The following is a 19495-nucleotide window of genomic DNA, read 5'->3' on the forward strand; positions in this document are numbered from 1 at the left end:
AGCAAGATGGATCCCAGCGTGCGCTGGGATGACGGCAGCCCACTAGCCGAGCGATCGTGCCGTATTGATGATGTTGATGCCGTTGAACCGCGTGGTCGCCGAGCCGTGCGAGACGGCGGAGACCTGGCTGGGCTGGCCCTTGCCGTCGAAGAACGAGCCGCCCAGGCGGAAGTCGCGGGCGTCGCAGATCGCGGTGCAGGCGTTCCAGAACTCCGGCGTGCGGATCTGGTAGGCGGCGTCTTCAAGCTGCCGCGTCACCTGGCCGTTCTTGATCTCGAAGTACAGCTGGCCGCCGAACTGGGCGTTGTAGCGCTGCTGGTCGATGGAATACGAGCCGCGGCCGTGGATGTAGAGGCCGTTCTCGACGTCCTTGACCATTTCCGCCACGGTGAGCGGCGTCTTGCCCGGCGCCAGCGACACGTTGGCCATGCGCTGGAACTGCACGCTGCTCCACGAATCGGCGTAGCTGCAGCCGTGCGAGGCGTCTTCTCCGAGGATATGCACCTCGTCGCGGGTGGCCTGGTAGTTGACCAGCACGCCGTCCTTCACCAGGTCCCAGCGGCGGGTCTTCACGCCTTCGTCGTCGTAGCCCACCGCACCCAGGCTGCGCGGCTCGGTCTTGTCGGCGGTGAAGGTGACGATCGGGCTGCCCCACTGGAAGCGCTGCTCGCGCTTGTCCAGCGTGGCGAAGCTGGTGCCGGCGTAGTTGGCCTCGTAGCCGAGCACGCGGTCCAGTTCCAGCGGATGGCCGACGTTCTCGTGGATGGTCAGGAACAGGTTGGACGGATCCAGCACCAGGTCGTACTTGCCGGGTTTGACCGACGGCGCGGTCAGCTTGGCCCGCGCCTGTTTGGCCGCCGCCACGATGTCCTCGCGCAGGTCGTAGGAGGCGCCGTAGGCCACCACGCCGCCGGGCAGCGCGATCTTGTCGGCGGGCTTCGCGTCCAGGTACTCGTAGCCCATGCCCATCGGCGCGGACAGGCCATCGCGGGTCTTGAACTTGCCGGTCGCCTTGTCCACCACCGTCACCGTGAAGGGCACCCAGATGCGGTGCACGTCCTGGTCGATGTACGAGCCGTCGGTGCTGGCGAAATATTTCTGCTCGTTGATGACGAACATGCGCGAGGCGGCGAAGCTGGCGCCGGCCGACAATGCGGTGGCGTTGGCGCCGAGCAGCAGGTCCACTTTCTCCTCTACCGGCACCGCCATCGCGTTCTTGACGATGGGGGTCTTCCACGCCACCTCGCCCACACCGGTGAGCGGTGCCAGCTGTACCGGCTTGCCCTGGATGCGTGCGTTGGCGCGGGCGATGGCCACGGCCTGGCGTGCCGCTGCGGCCACGCCGTCGGGCGTCTGGTCGTGGGTCGCCGCGAAACCCCATGCGCCTTGCGCGATCACGCGCACGCCGACGCCGGAGGATTCGGTGTTCACCACGTTCTGCACCTTGTCCTCGCGGGTAATCAGCGACTGCCGCAGGTAGCGGCCGATGCGCACGTCGCAATAGGTCGCACCCGCGGCCGTGGCGGCGGCGAGCGCGGCGTCGGCCAGGCGCTTCTTCTTCGCCACGTCGCCCGGTTCCAGCAGGGCCTCGGCGGCGATGACGCGCGTGCCGGGCAGGGCCAGTCCGGCGATAGTCAGGCCGCCGAAGGCAAGGAAGTCGCGTCGCTGCATGTCGAAGTCCGGAAACGGAAGCCCCCGGACTGTCGTCGGCGCGCGCCGCAAGGTCAAGTGACGCCGGTCATGCCACGGAGACGTGGTGCACAATGCGCCTCATCCCGCACAGGAATCGCCCCGCATGAAATCCCGCCCGCTCGGACGACCCGAGAACGACGAAGAACAGCCACGGCTGGCGGTGCTGATCGACGCCGACAACGCCCAGCCGGCCGTCATCGAAGGCCTGCTGGCGGAGGTGGCCAAGTACGGCGTGGCCAGCGTCAAGCGCATCTACGGCGACTTCACCAGCACGCGCATGACGCAGTGGAAGCAGGCGCTGCTGAAGCATTCGATCAATCCGGTGCAGCAGTTCGCCTACACCAGCGGCAAGAACGCCACCGACAGCTCGCTGATCATCGACGCGATGGACCTGATGTACACGCGCCGGTTCGACGGCGTCTGCCTGGTCTCCAGCGACAGCGATTTCACCCGCCTGGCCCAGCGCCTGCGCGAGGAGGGACTGACCGTCTACGGCTTCGGCGAGCGCAAGACGCCGGACGCCTTCGTGCAGGCCTGCGACAAGTTCATCTACGTGGAGGTGCTGCGCAGCGAAGTGCCGGCGCCGCCCGCACCACCGTCGCCGCAGAAACCGGCGAAGAAAGCGGCCAGGCCCGCAGCGAAGAAGCCGGCCGCGCAGGCTGAGCCGACCGCCGCGCCGGTGGTGGAGCAGGGCAAGCACGAATCGCTGCCGCTGCGGCTGATCCGCCAGGCCATCGAGGAGGCCAGCGACGACCAGGGCTGGGCCTTCCTGGGCAGCGTCGGCAGCTATCTCAGCAAGGTGCGCCCCGACTTCGACACCCGCCTGTACGGCCACAAGAAGCTCAGCGACCTGATGAAGGCGCATCCGCGCCACTTCACCGTCGAGGAACGGGCAGGCGAGGGCGGCGCGAAGCGCTTCTATGTACGGGCCGCGTAGCGTGCGCCACGCGCACGACACCGGGGCGCCGGAAGAATCGGGAGGTCGTGCGCGTGGCGCACGCGACGTTGCATGAGCAAGCCGTTCGCACCGTCCTGCGAGCGCAACCAGGGGCCGATCCTGGAGGTGTTGCAGCGCCATGTCGGCGACAGCCGACGCGTGCTCGAAGTCGGCAGCGGCACCGGCCAGCATGCGGTGCACTTCGCCGCGGCGATACCGTGGCTGATCTGGCAGTGCAGCGACCGTGCGGACAACCTGCCCGGCATCGCGCTGTGGCTCGGCGAAGCCGCGTTGGCGAATACCCCCGCCGCGCTTGAACTGGATGTCGACGGGCCTTGGCCAGACGCGACCTTCGATACCGTCTTCACCGCCAACAGCCTGCACATCATGGGCTGGCCGCTGGTCCAGGCGTTCTTCGCCGGCGTTGGCAAGGCGCTCGAAGAAGACGGTCTGCTGATCGTCTACGGCCCCTTCAACTACGGCGGTGCGTTCACCAGCGACAGCAACCGCGCCTTCGAGCAGTGGCTGAAGGATCGCGATCCCGCATCGGGCATCCGCGACTTCGAAGCCGTCGATGCGCTGGCACGCGAGATCGGCCTGGTGCTCGTCGAGGACAACGCCATGCCGGCCAACAACCGCTGCGTAGTCTGGCAGCGTAGCGTGCGCCATGCGCACGACCCGGAGCTGTCGGATGGGTCATGAGGTCGTGCGCGCGGCGCACGCTACGGGAATCTGGCGCAACCGGAGGCGCCTGCCGGGGCGACGCGAAAGAATTTTTCGACACGGATCAGGGCTAAAACAGCGGATCGAAAACAAACGTTTCAAAGTGCTGTATCCGCATTTTTCCGCCCTGATCCGTGTCGAAAGCCTTCTCCAGGGCAGCGTTCGCGACTCACGTCGCTCCCACAGTTATTGAGCGAATTCATGTGCGTAGCGTGCGCCATGCGCACGACCACGAGTTGCCGGAAGGATCATGAGGTCGTGCGCCATGCGCACGCTACGGGAATCCGGCGCAACCGGAGGCATCTGTAGGGGCGACGCGAGACTTTTCGACACGGATCAGGGCTGAAACAGCGGATCAGAAACGAATGTCTGATGTGCTTTATCCGCATTTTTCCGCCGTGATCCGTGTCGAAAGGCTTCTCCACGGCAGCGTTCGCGACTTACGTCGCTCCCACAGCGATTGAGCGAATTCATGTGCGTAGCGTGCGCCATGCGCACGACCACGAGTTGCCGGAAGGATCATGAGGTCGTGCGCATGGCGCACGCTACGCAAACAAAAACCCCGCGGAAGCGGGGTTTTGTTGTTATGCCGCCTGCACGATGTGCAGCGACCTGGGGTTGCGCCACAGGCCGAGCAGTTCCGCCTCGCGCGCCTTGGCGGCGTGCAGGTGCTTTTCCTTGACGTGGCCGTAGCCGCGGATGTGCTCGGGGATGCTGGCGATCTCCACCGCCAGGCCAAGCTTGTCGGCGTCCAGCGCAGCCAGCAGCTCATCGATGGTCTTGGCGTAGTCGGCGATCAGCTGGCGCTCGCCCTTGCGCTCGTCGGTGTAGCCGAACACGTCGAAGGTGCCGCCGCGCAGGAAGCGCAGCTTCGCCAGCAGGCCGAAGGCCTTGAACATCCACGGGCCGTATTCCTTCTTCATCAGGCGGCCGTGCGCGTCCTTCTTGGCGAACAGCGGCGGCGCCAGGTGGAAGTGCACCTGATAGTCGCCGTCGAACTGCTGCTGCAGGCGGCGCTGGAAATCGCCGCTGGTGTACAGGCGTGCCACTTCGTACTCGTCCTTGTACGCCATCAGCTTGAAGAAGTAGCGGGCCACCGCTTCGGTCAGCGCCGTTGAGCCGGGCGCCTTGATGTTCTCGGCCGAGCGCACCTTGGCCACCAGGTCGGTGTAGCGGCGTGCGTAGGCGGCGTCCTGGTACTCGGTGAGGAAGGCCGAGCGGCGCGCGACCAGTTCGTCCAGCGATCGCGACAGGCGCAGGTCGTCCAGCGGCAGGAAGGCGACGTTGTCGCCGCTCCCCGCACCCTTGTCCGGCAGGCCGCGCAGCTCGCTCTCGTTGCCCGGGTTGCGCGGTGCGGCATTGGCGCCCCACTCGGTGCTTTCCCACTCGCCCGGCGGCAGGATCTGCAGCGTGCCCGGCGTGCGTTCGCTCTCGGTCTGGGTGTTGTGGATCAGGCCGGCGGCTTCCTGCACGGCGAGCGGATTGACCACCGCCAGACGACCCCAGGCGAAGGCGGTCTTGTTCATCTCGATGGCAGCGCCATTGAGCTCGACCGCACGCATGATGGCGTCGTAGGAGATCGGCACCAGACCCTGCTGCCAGGCGTAGCCGAGCATGAAGAGGTTGCTGGCGATCGCGTCGCCCATCAGCGCGGTCGCCACCTGGGTGGCGTCGACCAGCATGGGCTCGCGGCCGCCGAGGGCGACCTTCACGCCGGCGACGATGTCGTTGGCCGGGAACTGCATGTCCGGGTGGGTAGTGAACGTGCCCGGCATCGCCTCGTAGGTGTTCAGTACCACCTGCGAACGCTCGCCGCGCACCTTCGACAGCACCCAGTAGTCGTTGACCACCACCATGTCGCAGCCCAGCACCAGGTCCGCCTCGCCGGCGGCGATGCGCACGGCGTGGATGTCTTCCGGCGTGCGCGCGATGCGGATGTGCGTGGTCACCGCGCCGCCCTTCTGCGCCAGGCCGGTCTGGTCGAGCACGCTGGCGCCCTTGCCTTCCAGGTGGCCGGCCATGCCGAGCAGCGCGCCGATGGTCACCACGCCGGTGCCGCCGACGCCGGTGATGAGGATGTTCCAGGGCTGGTCGAGGTCGGACTTGAACGTCGGCGCCGGCAGCGCGGCCAGCAGGTCGGCGGCGTTCGCCTTCTTGCCCTTGCGCGGCGTGCCGCCGTGCACGGTGACGAAGCTGGGGCAGAAGCCGTCGACGCAGCGGAAGTCCTTGTTGCAGTTCGACTGGTCGATCTCGCGCTTGCGGCCGAACTCGGTTTCCTTCGGCAGCACCGACACACAGAAGCTCTTCACCCCGCAGTCGCCACAGCCTTCGCAGACCAGCGTGTTGACCATCGTGCGCTTGGCCGGATCCGGCAGCTTGCCGCGCTTGCGGCGGCGGCGCTTCTCGGTGGCGCAGACCTGGTCGTAGATCAGGATGGAGACGCCCTTCACCTCGCGCAGGCGGCGCTGCACGTCGTCCAGTTCGGCGCGGTCGAAGAACTCCACGCCGCTGGGGAACAGCTCGCGCTTGCTCCACTTGCGCACGTCGTCGCTGACCACGACGATGGTGTCGACGCCCTCCGAGCGCATCATGTGCGCGATCTGCGGCACCGACAGCGTGCCGTCCACCGGCTGGCCGCCGGTCATCGCCACCGCGTCGTTGTAGAGGATCTTATAGGTGATGTTCACCCCGGTGGCCACCGACTGGCGCACCGCCAGCGAGCCGGAGTGGAAGAACGTGCCGTCGCCCAGGTTCTGGAAGACGTGCTCGGTCTCGGTGAACGGCGCCTGCCCGGACCACGTGACGCCTTCGCCGCCCATGTGGGTGAAGGTGTCGGTGTTGCGGTCCATCCAGGTGACCATGTAGTGGCAACCGATGCCGCCGAGCGCGCGCGAGCCTTCCGGTACCACCGTCGAGGTGTTGTGCGGGCAGCCGCTGCAGTAATGCGGCACGCGCGGGAAGTTGGCGCGCGGCAGCGCCATTTCGGCTTCCTTCTCCTCCATCCAGCGCAGGCGCTGTTCGATGGATTCCGTCGTGAAGAAGCGCTGGATGCGGCGGCCGATCACGCCGGCGATGGTGGCCGGGGTCAGCTCGCCGGTGGATGGCAGGATCCACTCGCCGGCCTCGTCGTACTTGCCGACGATGGACGGGCGCGTTCCCGCATTCGCCGGCCAGTTGTAGAAGTACTCCTTCATCTGCCGCTCGATGAAGGCGCGTTTCTCCTCCACCACGACGATGTCTTCCAGGCCCTTGGCGAACTCGGTGATGCCCACCGGTTCCAGCGGCCAGGTCATGCCCACCTTGTAGACGCGGATGCCGATGTCGGCGCAGGCCTGTTCGTCCAGGCCCAGGTATTCCAGCGCCTGCAGCACGTCCAGATAGCTCTTGCCGGTGGTGACGATACCCAGCCGTGCACGCGGCGAATCCAGCACGATCCGGTCAACGCCGTTGGCGCGCGCAAACGCCTGCGCCGCCGCCACCGCGTACTTGTGCAGGCGCATTTCCTGGTCGAGCGGCGGATTCGGCCAGCGGATGTTGAGGCCGCCGGCCGGCATGGCGAAATCTTCCGGCATCACGATCTGCCGCGCGAACGGATCCACCTGCACGGAGGCCGACGACTCCACCGTCTCGGCGATCGTCTTGAAGCCGATCCAGCGGCCGGTGTAGCGACTCATGGCCCAGCCCACCAGGCCCAGGTCGAGGATGTCCTGCACGCCGGCCGGGTTCAGCACCGGCATCATCGCGCTGACGAATTCGTCTTCCGAGCCGTGCGGCAGCGTCGAGCTGCGGCAGTTGTGGTCGTCCGCCGCCAGCGCCAGCACGCCGCCGAACTTCGAGGTGCCGGCCGCATTGCCGTGCTTGAACACGTCGCCGCAACGGTCCACGCCGGGACCCTTGCCGTACCACATGGAATACACGCCATCGACCTTGGCGCCGGGGAACAGGTTGGTCTGCTGCGTGCCCCACACCATGGTGGCGCCCAGGTCCTCGTTGAGGCCCGGAGTGAACTTCACGCCTGCGCTTTCCAGGTGCTTGCGCGCGCGCCACAGCTCCAGGTCGAAGCCGCCCAGCGGCGAGCCGCGGTAGCCGCTGATGAAGCCGGCGGTGTTGAGGCCTGCGGCCTGGTCGCGCAGGCGCTGCATCAGCGGCAGTCGCACCAGCGCCTGCACGCCGCTCAGATAGATGCGGCCGTCGGTGCGGGTGTACTTGTGTTCCAGCGTGTAGTCGCTGTCGATCACCCCGATCTGCGGCATGTTGGCGGAAGAGGGTGAGGTGAGTTCGGCGGTGCTGGTCATGGCGGGCCCAAAGCGGCTGGCGTGGCCCGAAAACCCCTCGGGCGTGAAGGCGCGCATTGTAACAGCGGCTTTTTCTGTGACCGTCATCACTCCGCCGTTGTGCGTTGCAGCGGTTAGGATGGGCGCCGGGGGTTATCGGTAGTCTGGGGGACGTACGTGAAATCCGGTAAGTGCATGCTGCTGGCCGCTGTGCTGGCATCCGTGGTGTTTTCCGCGCAGGCGCAGACTGTGCCGAAGCCCAAGGAGTTCTATTTCGACGAGGACCGCGCGGCCGTGCCCGTGGTCGCCGTGAGCGGGGTCGAGGGCGATGCCCTGGTCGACCAGTTGGTGAAGGCGCGCGAACGGGGCCGCAAGACCATCGAAGCGACCGCGCAGCTGGCGCACATCGCGCTGACCGACGGTCGCGTCGATCTTGGCCGCCAGCTGTACCAGCAGGCGCTGGGCAGCGCCCAGACCGGCGGCACGCAATGGCGTTCGGTCAGCTGGAACTATGGGTGGGATCTGTATCGCCTGGGCGAATACCCGGCCGCGCTGCAGCAGTGGACGCCGTTGATCGCGGTGGTGGGCGGGGCCTCGTGGGTGCCGCCGACGCTGGCACTGGTGTTGTGGAAGATGGGGCGCAAGGACGAGGCCGTGCAGTGGTACGGCGCGGCCGTGCGTACCGAGCCGCTGCTGTGGACCGACGCACGCAACTACACCACCCTGCTGCCCGGCTGGCGCCAGGAAGACCGCGACACGCTGGCCGAAGTGCTCGGCGCCTGGCAGACGAATCCGCCGGTCTGGCCGTAACGCGTAATATCGGCGGGTGAAGGCGCGCACCGCGCGCCATTCCCTGTCCACGATGCGCACCCTTGCTTCGCTGTGCCTGGCGACGGCGTTGACCGCCGCCGCCGGTATTCCCGCTTCCGCCGCCGACCGCATCACCGGTCGCGCCTTCGCCACCCGCTCGGATGTCATTGCGCCGCACGCGATGGCGGCCACCTCGCACCCGCTGGCCACGCAGATCGCGCTGGACGTGATGAAGCAGGGCGGCACCGCGATGGACGCCGCCATCGCCGCCAATGCCGCGCTCGGGCTGATGGAACCCACCGGCAACGGCATCGGCGGCGACCTGTTCGCGATCGTCTGGGACCCGAAGACGAAGCAGCTGCACGGCTACAACGGCTCCGGCCGATCGCCGAAATCGCTGACGCTGGATCATTTCAGGCAGCAGGGCATCACCGACATTCCCGCGCACGGCCCGCTGCCGGTCAGCGTGCCGGGCACGGTCGATGGCTGGTTCGCGCTGCACGGTCGCTTCGGCAAGCTGCCGATGCGCGAGGTGCTGGCGCCGACCATCCGCTACGCGCGCGAAGGCCACCCGGTCCACCAGACCATCGCCTACTACTGGGAGCGCTCGGTGCCGAGGCTGTCGAAGTTCCCCGGCTTCACCGAGCAGTTCACCATCGATGGCCGCGCGCCGCGCACCGGCGAGATGTGGAAGAACCCGTACCTCGCCGACACATTGCAGAAGATCGCCGATGGCGGCCGCGACGCGTTCTACAAGGGCGATATCGCGCGCACGATCGACGCGTACTTCAAGGCCAACAGCGGCTTCCTGGCGTACGAGGACATGGCCGCGCACCAGGGCGAGTGGGTCACGCCCGTCAGCACCAACTACCGCGGCGTCGACGTGTGGGAACTGCCGCCGAACGGACAGGGCATCGCGGCGCTGCAGATGCTCAACGTGCTGGAAGGCTACGACTTCAGCAAGATTCCCTTCGGCAGCCCCGAGCATGTACACCTGCTGGTGGAAGCCAAGAAGCTCGCCTTCGCCGACCGCGCACGCTGGTATGCCGATCCCGCCTTCCAGCCGGCGCCGGTCGCGCGGCTGATCTCCAAGCCGTACGCACGCGACCGCGCGAAACTGATCTCGCCGGACAAGGTGCTGCGCGAGGTGCAGCCCGGCACGCCGAAGGAACTGGACGAGGGCGACACCATCTACATGACCGTCGCCGACAAGGACGGCATGATGGTCTCGCTGATCCAGTCGAACTACCGTGGCATGGGCAGCGGCATGGCGCCAACCGGCCTGGGCTTCATCCTGCAGGACCGCGGCGAGATGTTCGTGCTCAACGGTTGCGACGGTGCCACGCCGCATCCCAACTGCTACGCGCCGGGCAAGCGCCCGTTCCAGACCATCATCCCGGCCTTCATCACCAAGGACGGCAAGCCGTGGGTCAGCTTCGGTGTGATGGGCGGCGCCATGCAGCCGCAGGGCCACGTGCAGATCGTGATGAACCTGGTCGACTTCGGCATGACACTGCAGGAAGCCGGCGACGCCCCGCGCGTGCAGCACGACGGCTCCACCGAACCGGTCGGCAGCGCGAAGGCGATGACCGACGGCGGCGTGGTGCAGCTGGAGTCCGGGTTCCCTTATGAAACCGTGCGCGCGCTGATGGACAAGGGCCACCACGTCGAATGGGCGCTCGGTCCGTACGGCGGCTACCAGGCGATCATGCGCGACCCGAAGACGGGCGTGTATTACGGCGCCAGCGAGAGCCGCAAGGATGGGCAGGCGGCGGGGTATTGAGGGGGCGCGCGGAGGCTGTCATAGGGTGGGGTGAACGGGGTGAACCCCAACATCGCTGCGGCCAAAGGTCCGTGTGTCGGGGTTAACAAGCTCTCGCCAACCTATGGCATCTGAATCCATTGAACCTTAGAGACAGGGGACTATTCGATGCGCACCACGTTGATCGCAGGCATTTTCTTGCCGTTCGCTTTTCCGGCATCCGGAAGCAATGACCAAAGCGAACGATGGGAGAGCCTCTGGGAAAAGCAGGCGGCGGAAACGGCCACTTGGTCGGGCGCTTCTTACGAACAGCGCCTGATCGCCAGCCACAACAGGTTCTGGCGCGGTCTGTATGCCAAGTGCGCCGGCGTCGCGAGGAGGGCCGGGATTGAGGCTTTCAAGGCGGTGGCCGTGATCGATGCGAAAGGCAACGTATCCGAGTTCGTGGTCTTTTCGAAAGACAAGGCACTGAACTGCTTTGTCGAGGAGATGGTCGGTAAGCAATACCCTGTACCGCCGGTCGCGCCTTTTCATGAAGGGTTCGAGATCACACTCGCTCAACCTTGATAAAGCGCGCCTAGGATGGGTTGAGCGAAGCGATACCCATCCTACGGATCAGATCTACAAGCATACGGCGATGGGTAGACCGGCTCTGCCGTTGGAAACCGCTTCGCTCAACCCATCCTACGGATCAGTTCGTGGACAATGCCCGCATCGGTGGGCCAAGGCCTACCCTACGGATCGATGAGATCATCATGGCCACACTCCCTGTACTTCCCGAACTCAGCCCAGGCCTCTACCGCCACTACAAGGGCAACGACTACGAAGTGGTCGCGGTGGCGCGGCACAGCGAGACGCTGGAGCCGGTGGTGGTGTATCGCGCGCTGTATGGCGAAGGCGGGTTGTGGGTGCGGCCGTACGCCATGTTCTGCGAGGAGGTGGTGGTGGATGAGCGCACCGTACGGCGGTTCGCCCCGGTCGAGCCTGCAGAGGAGTGAGCGGCATGGGCAGGCTGTCGAGACTTCGCGCCTGGATCAACCGCGACGACGGGCGGTTCTACCGGGCGGGGAATACCGCGATCGGTCCCTTGAGCATCATCGGCGGACTCGCCTTCGTCACCTCGTTGATCCTGTCGCAGCTGCACCGGCATGTCGATCTGCATGTGGGCTGGCCGATCGGCGTGGGAATTGTCGGTCTTGTGTCGTGGTGTCTCGGCGGCGTCGCCGATGATCGTCGCGACGGGACCTGACCGCGTCGGCGTTTCCACACCTCCCTAACCCCGGCATCGACATGTCCGCCTACGTCGCCCTGCTTCGCGGCATCAATGTCGGTAAGGCCAAGCGCATCGCGATGGCGGACCTGCGCGCGCTGCTTGGCGATCTCGGCTACACCGACGTCGCCACCCTGCTCAACAGCGGCAACGTGGTCTTCAAGGCAAGCAAGGGCACACCTAAGAAGTTGGCCGCCGACATCTCGGCCGCCATCGCGACGCGACTCGGTATCGAAGTGCCCGTCATCGTGGTGTCGGCCAGGGAGCTGGCGTTGATTGCAGGGGAAAATCCGTTCGCGAACACCGCGGATGATCCCTCGCGCCTGCTGGTCGCCTTCGTGGCGGACGCTAACGTCCTTGCGGCGATGTCGGCGATCGCGCCGCACGTCGTGGCGCCGGAACAGTTCCATATCGGAACACGAGCCGCCTACCTGCATTGCGCCAGCGGCATCCTGGAAAGCAAGGCGGCGGAGGCATTGCTGGGCAAGGCGGGGAAGGCGGCGACCACGCGCAACTGGGCCACCGTGCAGAAGCTGCAGGCGCTGGTGGAGAAGGTCGAGCGCTAGTGCATGCGCAGCGTGGGCCTCGGCCCACCTTTGCAGCCTTGAGGGAGCGACGTCAGTCGCGAAGACACCTCCGCGGTGGTTCATCGCGACTGACGTCGCTCCCACAGGAAAGAGGGCCGGCTGCCGCCCCGCCTACAGATCGAATCCCAGCAGCAGCGGATCATGGTCGGAACTGCGATAGGGCACGGATGCATCGCCGTCGGCGTAGCCCTGCGCATCCTGTTCGTCGGCATTGATGTGCCACTCGGCCGCACCGCGCAGCTGCTTCGCCAGCGACGTGCTGAGCAGGGCGTGGTCGAGGCGGCCGGTCAGGCCATTGTAGACGTAGCTGTAGGGTTGCTCGACACCGGCCTGCTTGAACGCATCGACCCAGCCGGCATCCAGGCGCAGCCAGCGCATCGGGTCTTCCATCGCATAGGCGTTGAAGTCGCCCAGCATCACCACGCGGTCGCTGCGCGTGCGGGTGGGGTCGGTCTTCAGCCATGCATCCAGGCGCCTGGCCGAATCCAGCCGCAGCGCATTCCAGCAGCCGGCGCCGTCCTTCTGGTCGGCATCCAGGCCCGTGGCTTCCGAGCAGCCTTTCGACTTCAGATGATTGGCGATCACGACAAAGGGCTTGCCATTGCCGCGCACGAACGCCTGCGCCAGCGGACTGCGGCTGCGTTCGCCGAACGGACCTTCCTCCAACGTGGCGGGCTTCCCGGTCGGCTTCACCTTGTCGCTGCGGTAGATGATGCCGACGCGGATGCTGTCCGGGCCCGGACCCCGCTTCGCATCGACGAAGCGCCAGGTGCCGCCGCCAGCATTGAGGGCGGCGACCAGCTGCGCCAGGCTGGAGTCGGCGCCGTAGCCGTCGTTCTCCAGTTCCATCAGCGCGGCGATGTCGGGATCGAGGCCGCGGATGGTGGCGGTGAGCTTCGCCAGCTGCGCTCTCAACTGCTCGGGTGTCTTCGCGCCGCGCTCGGTGGGAAACCCGCCACCCTTGCCGTCGCCGTTGAACAGGTTTTCCAGGTTGAACGCTGCCACGCGCACGTTGCCGGCGACCTGTGGCGCGGCCGGGCGTTGCGGCGCGGTGATAGTCGGGGCGGCGGTGAGCTGTAGCCGCCAGCCGCCGGGGCGCTGGTCGACGATGCCCTGCACGCCGCTCAGTACGGTGCCGGTGCGCAGCGGTTGGCCATTCTTCATGTACCAGACGGTGGCGGGGTCGCGCTTCGCGCTGCCGTCGTCCAGCAGCAGGGTGCGGCGCGCATTGTCGGCGGCGAGGCGTTTGGCTTCCGTGCTGCCGGGCGCGGCGAGTTCGCTCGGCTGCCACAGGCGGCCATCGAAGCTGGCGATCAGTTCGCCGAAGCGCTCCAGTGTGTGCGTGCCGCTGAGCGTCAGCGGGGCGTCGATGCGCACGTGCATGCCTTCAAGCGCTTCCCAGTCGGCGGGCGGTGCGGTCAGCACGGTCGGTGCGACGCTGCCCTTGCCGCGCAGCTGGATGACCGGGGCGTGCAGCGCGGTCAATGTGTCGTCACCGCCGGCCTTGCGTTCGCCGACGATGCCGCGCACGCGGACGCGGTCGCCTGCGGTGAGGGTGGGCGGGGTTGCACCTTCTTCCAGGGCGATGAACAGCGCGTCGGAGGTCTTCGGATTGCGATCACCGCTGTCCTGCATGAAGAAACCGCCGAGGCCTTCAAGGAAGGCGCCGGTGACCACGCCTTCGACGCTGACCGTCTGGCCATCGAGGGCGCTGCGCGCGCCTTCGCCCTGTACCTGGCCGATGGGCATGACGCGCTGCTTGGGCGTCGCCGCGCAGGCGGGCAGGGTCAACGAGGCGAGCAGGGCGAGGGTGAGCAGCGAACGGGGAGACGTCATCGGGAGGCAACCGGAAAAGCGAGGCGGCAAGGGTAAACGGATTGGGTGACGGTAGATGCGATGCCAGCACGTCCCCCTCGCCCCGCGTGCGGGGAGAGGGTGCCCGAAGGGCGGGTGAGGGGCGACGGCGCCGCGGCGGCATCGGCGACCGCGGTGCCTCGAATGTTGCGGAGCAGCCTTCGACCACGGGAATAGGTCTTCGTTCGCCCCTCATCCGCCTTCGGCACCTTCTCCCCGCAGGCGGGGAGAAGGACATTCGCGTCGATGCTGGGCGCTCTACAAACAAAAACGCCGCCCGGAGGCGGCGTTTCGTCGAAGGCCGGAAGCCTTACTTGCTGTTGGCCAGCATCCAGTCGACGGTGACCTGCACCTGTTCGTCGGTGAGCGCCGGGTTGCCGCCCTTCGGAGGCATGATGCCGCCGTCCGGACCGGTGAAGCCTTCGATGGCGTGTTTGTACAGCGTCTCGACACCCTTGCTGGCGCGCGCGCCCATGCCGGCGGCCGTCAGCATCGGGGCCTTGCCCACGCCGTTGGTGTGGCAGGCGCCGCAGAGGTTCTGGTAGATCTCGCCGCCGTCCAGGGTGCCGCCGTAGGCGACTTGGGACGAAGCAGCGGCGGCGGCCGCGGCGGCCGCGGCCGCCTGGGCGGCGGCACCGGTTTCACCGGCGTAGACGGCGCCGGCCGGGGCGATGCGCGCCTCGGTGATCTGCACGGCCTTCGGGTTCACTTCCGGCGGCAGGCTGTCGTGCAGGAAGTACGCACCGACGATCAGGCCGGCAGTGACCAGCATCAGGAAGCCGATCACCATCGAGAAATGCTTGAGGAATTCCAGGTCGTAGTTACGCACTTTCCACCTTTGGCAGCACGGCCGCAGGGCCGTGCATGGCTACGAAAACGGGGGCCGACGGACAGCGCGCTGCGCGATCCGGGCCGGACCGGGCGCCGGGACGCCGCGGGCAAGGGCGCATTATAAGCAGTGAGGCCGTCTTTGCCTCAACACCGGGGCGTGGCGGTCACTGCGCCAGGTAGACCTGCAGTGGCGCGCGCAGGGCCTGCAGCACGCCGCGGACGGGATAGCCGGCGCCCTTGCCCTGGCCCGACAGCGCCTGCTGCAGCACCTGGCGCTTCTCGCCGCCTTCGATGTGCAGGTAGAGGTGGCCGGCATCGCGCAGCACCGGCAGGGTCAGGGTGATGCGCGGCTCGCCGGCGCCGGGGGCGCGCATCGGCAGGAGCCTGGCGGTGGTGGCCGGGTCCATCGCCTCGGCCAGGCGGTCGCCGCCGGGGAAGAACGACGCGGTATGCCCGTCGCCGCCCATGCCCAGCACCACCACGTCCAGCGTGGCCGGCAGGTCGGCGGCGATGTCGGCGAGGGCTTCGTCCGGGGTGGCGGTGGCGCGATGCAGCGGGACGAAGCGGGCTTCGGCGGCCGCATGCTGCAGCAGGTGTTCCTTCACCAGGCGTGCGTTGGAACGATCGTGGTCGTCCGGTACCCAGCGTTCGTCGACCAGGGTGACGGTGACGTTCGCCCAGTCCAGCGGCTGCTGCGACAGCGCCTGCAGGAAGCGGCGCGGGGTGGTGCCGCCGGACAGCGCGACGCTGGCGTGGCCGCGTGCGGCGAGCGCGGCGCGCAGGTCGTCGGCCACCGCCTGCGCCAGTGCGGTGGCGACGGTGTCGCCGTCCGGGAACGGGTGCAGCTGGATCTGCAGCGAGAGATCGGTGGGGGGCATGGCAGGTCTCGGGAGTGGGGGCTTCCCGGGGGAAGGCAGGCCGGCGCGGGGTGCCGGATGAAGGCCCCGCAGGGCGGGGCCGGCGACGTCAGACGGTGTCTTCGTGCCAGGTGCGGCCGTCGCGTTCGACCAGGGCCACGGCGGCGCTGGGGCCCCACGAGCCGGCGGTGTACGTCTTGGGGGCGTCGCGCTGGGTCTCCCACGCGGCCAGGATCGGGTCGATCCACGCCCACGCGGCTTCCACTTCGTCGCGGCGCATGAAGAGGGTCTGGTTGCCGCGCACCACGTCCATCAGCAGGCGCTCGTAGGCTTCCGGCTGGTGCACGCCGAAGGCTTCGGCAAAGCTCATGTCCAGCGGCACGTGCTGCAGGCGTAGGCCGCCCGGGCCGGGGTCCTTGATCATGATCCACAGCTTCACGCCCTCGTCCGGCTGCAGGCGCAGCACCAGCTTGTTGCCCATCACCGGGCCGGCGCTGTCTTCGAAGATGGAGTGCGGGATCTGCTTGAAGGCGATGACGATCTCGGACACGCGCTCGGCCAGGCGCTTGCCGGTGCGCAGGTAGAACGGCACGCCGGCCCAGCGCCAGTTGTCGACTTCGGCCTTCAGCGCCACGAAGGTCTCGGTGCGCGAATCGGGCTTGCCCAGTTCGTCCAGATAGCCCGGCACGGCGGCGCCGCTGCTGGCGCCGGCGCGGTACTGGCCGCGCACGGACAGGTGGGCGACGTCTTCGCCGCGGATCGGCTTGAGCGAGCGCAGCACCTTGAGCTTCTCGTCGCGCACCGCATCGGCCTGCAGCGCCGCCGGCGGTTCCATCGCCACCATGCACAGCAGCTGCAGCAGGTGGTTCTGCACCATGTCGCGCAGCGCGCCGGAGGTGTCGTAATAGCCGGCGCGCTTCTCCAGGCCGACGGTCTCGGCCACGGTGATCTGCACGTGGTCGATGCGGCTGGCGTTCCACAGCGGCTCGAACAGGATGTTGGCGAAGCGCAGCGCCAGCAGGTTCTGCACCGTTTCCTTGCCCAGGTAATGGTCGATGCGGAAGATCTGCTTTTCCGCAAAGGCGCTGCCCACGGCGTCGTTGATGACCGCGGCGCTGGCCGAGTCGTGGCCGATCGGCTTTTCGATCACCACGCGGGCGTTGCCGGTATTCAGGCCGTGCGCGCGCAGGCGGTCGCAGATCGCGACGAACAGGGTGGGGCTGGTGGACAGGTAGAACACGCGGATGCGCTCGCCGGTGGTCTGCAGGCGGGCGGCGAACTCGTCCCAGCCCTCGTCCTTGGTGGCATCCAGCGCCAGGTAGCCGAGCTTCTGCAGGAAGGCGGGCAGCTTGGCCTTCAGGGTTTCATCGCTGCCGGCGACGCGGGCCAGGGCTTCGCCGACCTTGGCCTGGTATTCGGCATCGCCCTGCTTGTCGCGGGCCACGCCGAGGATGCGGCTGTCTTCGGGAATCTGGCCGTCGGCGTAGCGCCGCAACAGGCCCGGCAGCAGCTTGCGCAGCGCCAGGTCGCCGGTGCCACCGAAAATGACGAGATCGAAGGTGTCGACGGGCAGGGTCTTCGCGGTCACGGGCGTCTCGGTGCAGCAGGAATGAGGGGCCAACAATACCACCGCGTTACCAGGCGATGCCAACAGGTCTGGGGTTGTAAGGGAATTGTTGCGGGATTGGTACCTCACTGGTATCTTGATTCGCATGCAAACGAACCTGCTCGAGGAATACCAGCGGCTGCAGACTGGCGAGTCCACTCGCGCCGTGGCCTATCTGCGCCTGCGTCGCGCGCTGCAGAACCTGATGGATGCCGGCGTGCTGCGGCCCGGACAGGCGCTGCCGAGCGAGCGCGACCTGGCCCAGCTGCTGGACCTGTCGCGGGTGACCATTCGCAAGGCGCTGGCCGGACTGATCGAAAGTGGTCTGCTGGTGCAACGCCAGGGCGCGGGCACGTTCGTCGCCGAGCGCATCCTGCGGCAGTTCTCGCGCCTGACCAGCTTCACCGACGACCTGCGCGAGCGCGGCCTGAACCCGCAGGTGAAGTTCCTGGAGCGCTCGGTCGGCGAAGTCACCCCCGAAGAATCGATGGCCCTGAACCTGTCGCCGGGCAGTGGGGTGGTGCGCATGTATCGGCTCCGTCATGTGGACGGCGCCCCGATCGCCATCGAGCGCACGCTCGTGCCCTATGCCCTGCTGCCGGATCCCGAGAGCGTCACCACCTCTTTATATGAAGCGCTGGATGCGCACGGGCACCGCCCGCGTCGCGCCCTGCAGCGCTTGCGTGCCGTGGCCCTGGATGAAGAGGCGGCCCGCCATCTGGACCTGCCGGTCGGAGCGCCCGGCCTGCTGGTCGAGCGCCGGGCCTTCCTCGAGGACGGCCGGGTCGTGGAATCCACCCGGTCGTATTACCGCGGCGACGCCTACGACTTCGTCGCCGAGCTGCAGAGCGACTGATCCCTCGCCGGCCAGGCCGGCCATTTCCGCCCTTCCCGCCCCCTGCCTGTCCTGATCCGGACCGGCGGGGCGACCTTTGTTATGCGCGATCAGGGGCGCCGCCGGTCCGTCGTCACGGGCCTTTTGTCGGGACTGGCGGGATTCTGGCGTCAACGTCGTGAACTTCTGTGATGAAGTTCACGCGTTTACCTGTTGACGCCAACGAGTTGACGTTAAATTAAAGTAAATGTGTAATAGACGTCTCATTTTTGTGTGAGAGATGTCCGCTTCACGGAACGAAGCGCGATTTGTGACGTATGCCCATTCAGACAGGCCGAAACCGGCCGGTCGAAGGGCAGTGCGACTTTCAAGACAGCCTTGGGGGAGGCAGTCCCGGCTGGCCTCACTCCCGATCCAGCGCAAGGGACCACCGTGTACGTCTCGACTCAATTCCGTCGTTTGGCCCAGAAGAGCCGCTCTGCCCTTGTTGTGGGGGCTCTGACTCTCTGTGGCGCGTTCGCGGCACCGTCCCTCGCGCAAACCCAGGTCAACAACACCGCCACCGTGACGCTGCCGGCGACCGTGGTGGATACCAACACGACCAACAACACCTCGACCGTCAATGTCGCCGTGGTGGCGCCCCGACTGGAGATGACGAAGGTCGCCAGCGTGGGTGCGGGCAACCCGTTCACCGTCGGTGTGCCGGCCAGCTACACGCTGACCCTGCGCAATACCGGCACCACCGCCACGACGGCGACGGCCACCATCACCGATACCGTACCGGCCGGTTTCACGATCAACTCGGCTTCCGGCTGCGCGATCAGCGGCCAGACCGTGTCATGTACGGTCGCGGCAGGCTTGTCAAACGTCGCGCCCGGCAATACGGCGAGCTTCACGATCAACGTGACGCCGACGACGGCATCAGCAGGCGTCACCAATACGGCGACGGCATCGGGTGGCGGCGATGCGACATGCCCGGCGACGACCGCGCGCTGCGCCTCCTCCGTGACCAATCCGGTCCAGCAGCTGACCGTTGCCATCAGCGATGCAGCGACAGTCACTGAAGGCAGCAATCTGGTCTATACGGTGACGCTGAGCGGCGGCACCTCGACGTCGGCCATCACCATTCCGGTGACCTATACCGGTACCGCGACCAATGGTGTCGATTACACCAATGTCGTGAATGTCACCATCGCGGCCGGCAGCACAACCGCGACGCTGACAGTGCCAACGGCGACCGACACGATCGCCGAGGGCAACGAGACCGTCATCGCCAACCTGGGCACGCCATCGCAGGCAGGCGTGACGGTGACCGACGCGTCGGGTACCGGCACGATCACGGACGTGGCGCCGACGCTGACGGTGAACATCACCGGCACGCCGACGGCGGCGGAAGGCGCTGACCTGGTGTACACGGTGGAACTGACCGGTGGCACCTCGACGCAGGACATCGTGAC

16 protein-coding genes are annotated in these 19495 nt (G+C 67.2%); 10 read left to right on the forward strand and 6 right to left on the reverse strand.

The genetic code is table 11. From position 1 onward, the window contains the following. Window positions 1-42: 42 nt before the first annotated feature. Window positions 43-1671: a TldD/PmbA family protein gene (locus tag MMG85_RS05795; protein WP_241045167.1), complete on the reverse strand. Its 1629-nt coding sequence runs from the start codon at window positions 1669-1671 to the stop codon at window positions 43-45. A gap of 124 nt (window positions 1672-1795) precedes the next feature. On the opposite strand from MMG85_RS05795, the gene MMG85_RS05800 reads away from it, so the two are divergent. Then, entirely contained in the window at window positions 1796-2629 is an 834-nt protein-coding gene (locus MMG85_RS05800) for an NYN domain-containing protein (RefSeq protein WP_241045168.1), read from the forward strand. 72 nt (window positions 2630-2701) lie between these two features. Further along, the gene (locus MMG85_RS05805; RefSeq protein WP_241045169.1) at window positions 2702-3331 is read left to right on the forward strand and encodes a DUF938 domain-containing protein; all 630 of its coding nucleotides are present in this window, start codon (window positions 2702-2704) and stop codon (window positions 3329-3331) included. A 605-nt stretch (window positions 3332-3936) separates the two neighbouring features. On the opposite strand, the gene MMG85_RS05810 is transcribed toward MMG85_RS05805, so the two are convergent. Continuing rightward, window positions 3937-7647 (reverse strand): indolepyruvate ferredoxin oxidoreductase family protein, encoded by a 3711-nt coding sequence (locus MMG85_RS05810; protein ID WP_241045170.1) that lies wholly within the window; start codon window positions 7645-7647, stop codon window positions 3937-3939. Window positions 7648-7821: 174 nt separating this feature from the next. Between MMG85_RS05810 and MMG85_RS05815 the strand changes: the two genes are divergently transcribed. The 6 genes from MMG85_RS05815 (at window position 7822) to MMG85_RS05840 (ending at window position 12034) form a co-directional block, all read left to right on the forward strand. Then, complete coding sequence (locus MMG85_RS05815) at window positions 7822-8436, forward strand: tetratricopeptide repeat protein (protein WP_241045171.1); 615 nt, start codon at window positions 7822-7824, stop codon at window positions 8434-8436. Between the two features lie 52 nt (window positions 8437-8488). Continuing rightward, window positions 8489-10219 (forward strand): gamma-glutamyltransferase, encoded by a 1731-nt coding sequence (gene ggt, locus MMG85_RS05820; RefSeq protein WP_241045172.1) that lies wholly within the window; start codon window positions 8489-8491, stop codon window positions 10217-10219. 147 nt (window positions 10220-10366) lie between these two features. Next, window positions 10367-10765: a hypothetical protein gene (locus MMG85_RS05825; protein ID WP_241045173.1), complete on the forward strand. Its 399-nt coding sequence runs from the start codon at window positions 10367-10369 to the stop codon at window positions 10763-10765. Between the two features lie 188 nt (window positions 10766-10953). Continuing rightward, window positions 10954-11196, forward strand: coding sequence for a DUF1653 domain-containing protein (locus MMG85_RS05830; protein WP_241045174.1), 243 nt, complete (start codon window positions 10954-10956; stop codon window positions 11194-11196). Window positions 11197-11201: 5 nt separating this feature from the next. Next, window positions 11202-11447, forward strand: a complete 246-nt coding sequence (locus tag MMG85_RS05835) for a hypothetical protein (RefSeq protein ID WP_241045175.1) — start codon at window positions 11202-11204, stop codon at window positions 11445-11447. A gap of 41 nt (window positions 11448-11488) precedes the next feature. Next, window positions 11489-12034 carry a DUF1697 domain-containing protein gene (locus MMG85_RS05840; RefSeq protein ID WP_241045176.1) on the forward strand — a complete coding sequence of 182 codons (546 nt, stop codon included), beginning with the start codon at window positions 11489-11491 and terminating at the stop codon, window positions 12032-12034. 132 nt (window positions 12035-12166) lie between these two features. On the opposite strand, the gene MMG85_RS05845 is transcribed toward MMG85_RS05840, so the two are convergent. The 4 genes from MMG85_RS05845 to zwf all read right to left on the reverse strand — a co-directional run bounded on the left by MMG85_RS05845 (window position 12167) and on the right by zwf (window position 17185). Further along, window positions 12167-13891: an ExeM/NucH family extracellular endonuclease gene (locus MMG85_RS05845; RefSeq protein ID WP_241045177.1), complete on the reverse strand. Its 1725-nt coding sequence runs from the start codon at window positions 13889-13891 to the stop codon at window positions 12167-12169. Window positions 13892-14219: 328 nt separating this feature from the next. Then, window positions 14220-14738, reverse strand: coding sequence for a c-type cytochrome (locus MMG85_RS05850; RefSeq protein ID WP_241045178.1), 519 nt, complete (start codon window positions 14736-14738; stop codon window positions 14220-14222). A 166-nt stretch (window positions 14739-14904) separates the two neighbouring features. Next, complete coding sequence (pgl, locus tag MMG85_RS05855; RefSeq protein WP_241045179.1) at window positions 14905-15618, reverse strand: 6-phosphogluconolactonase; 714 nt, start codon at window positions 15616-15618, stop codon at window positions 14905-14907. 88 nt (window positions 15619-15706) lie between these two features. After that, window positions 15707-17185, reverse strand: a complete 1479-nt coding sequence (zwf, locus tag MMG85_RS05860) for a glucose-6-phosphate dehydrogenase (protein WP_241045180.1) — start codon at window positions 17183-17185, stop codon at window positions 15707-15709. 124 nt (window positions 17186-17309) lie between these two features. On the opposite strand from zwf, the gene MMG85_RS05865 reads away from it, so the two are divergent. Beyond that, complete coding sequence (locus MMG85_RS05865; protein ID WP_055938945.1) at window positions 17310-18059, forward strand: GntR family transcriptional regulator; 750 nt, start codon at window positions 17310-17312, stop codon at window positions 18057-18059. Between the two features lie 411 nt (window positions 18060-18470). Beyond that, the coding region (locus tag MMG85_RS05870; RefSeq protein WP_241045181.1) for a Calx-beta domain-containing protein at window positions 18471-19495 on the forward strand (1025 nt) is incomplete at its 3' end.

The organism is Pseudoxanthomonas sp. LH2527 (assembly GCF_022539275.1).
Lineage (GTDB): Bacteria > Pseudomonadota > Gammaproteobacteria > Xanthomonadales > Xanthomonadaceae > Pseudoxanthomonas_A.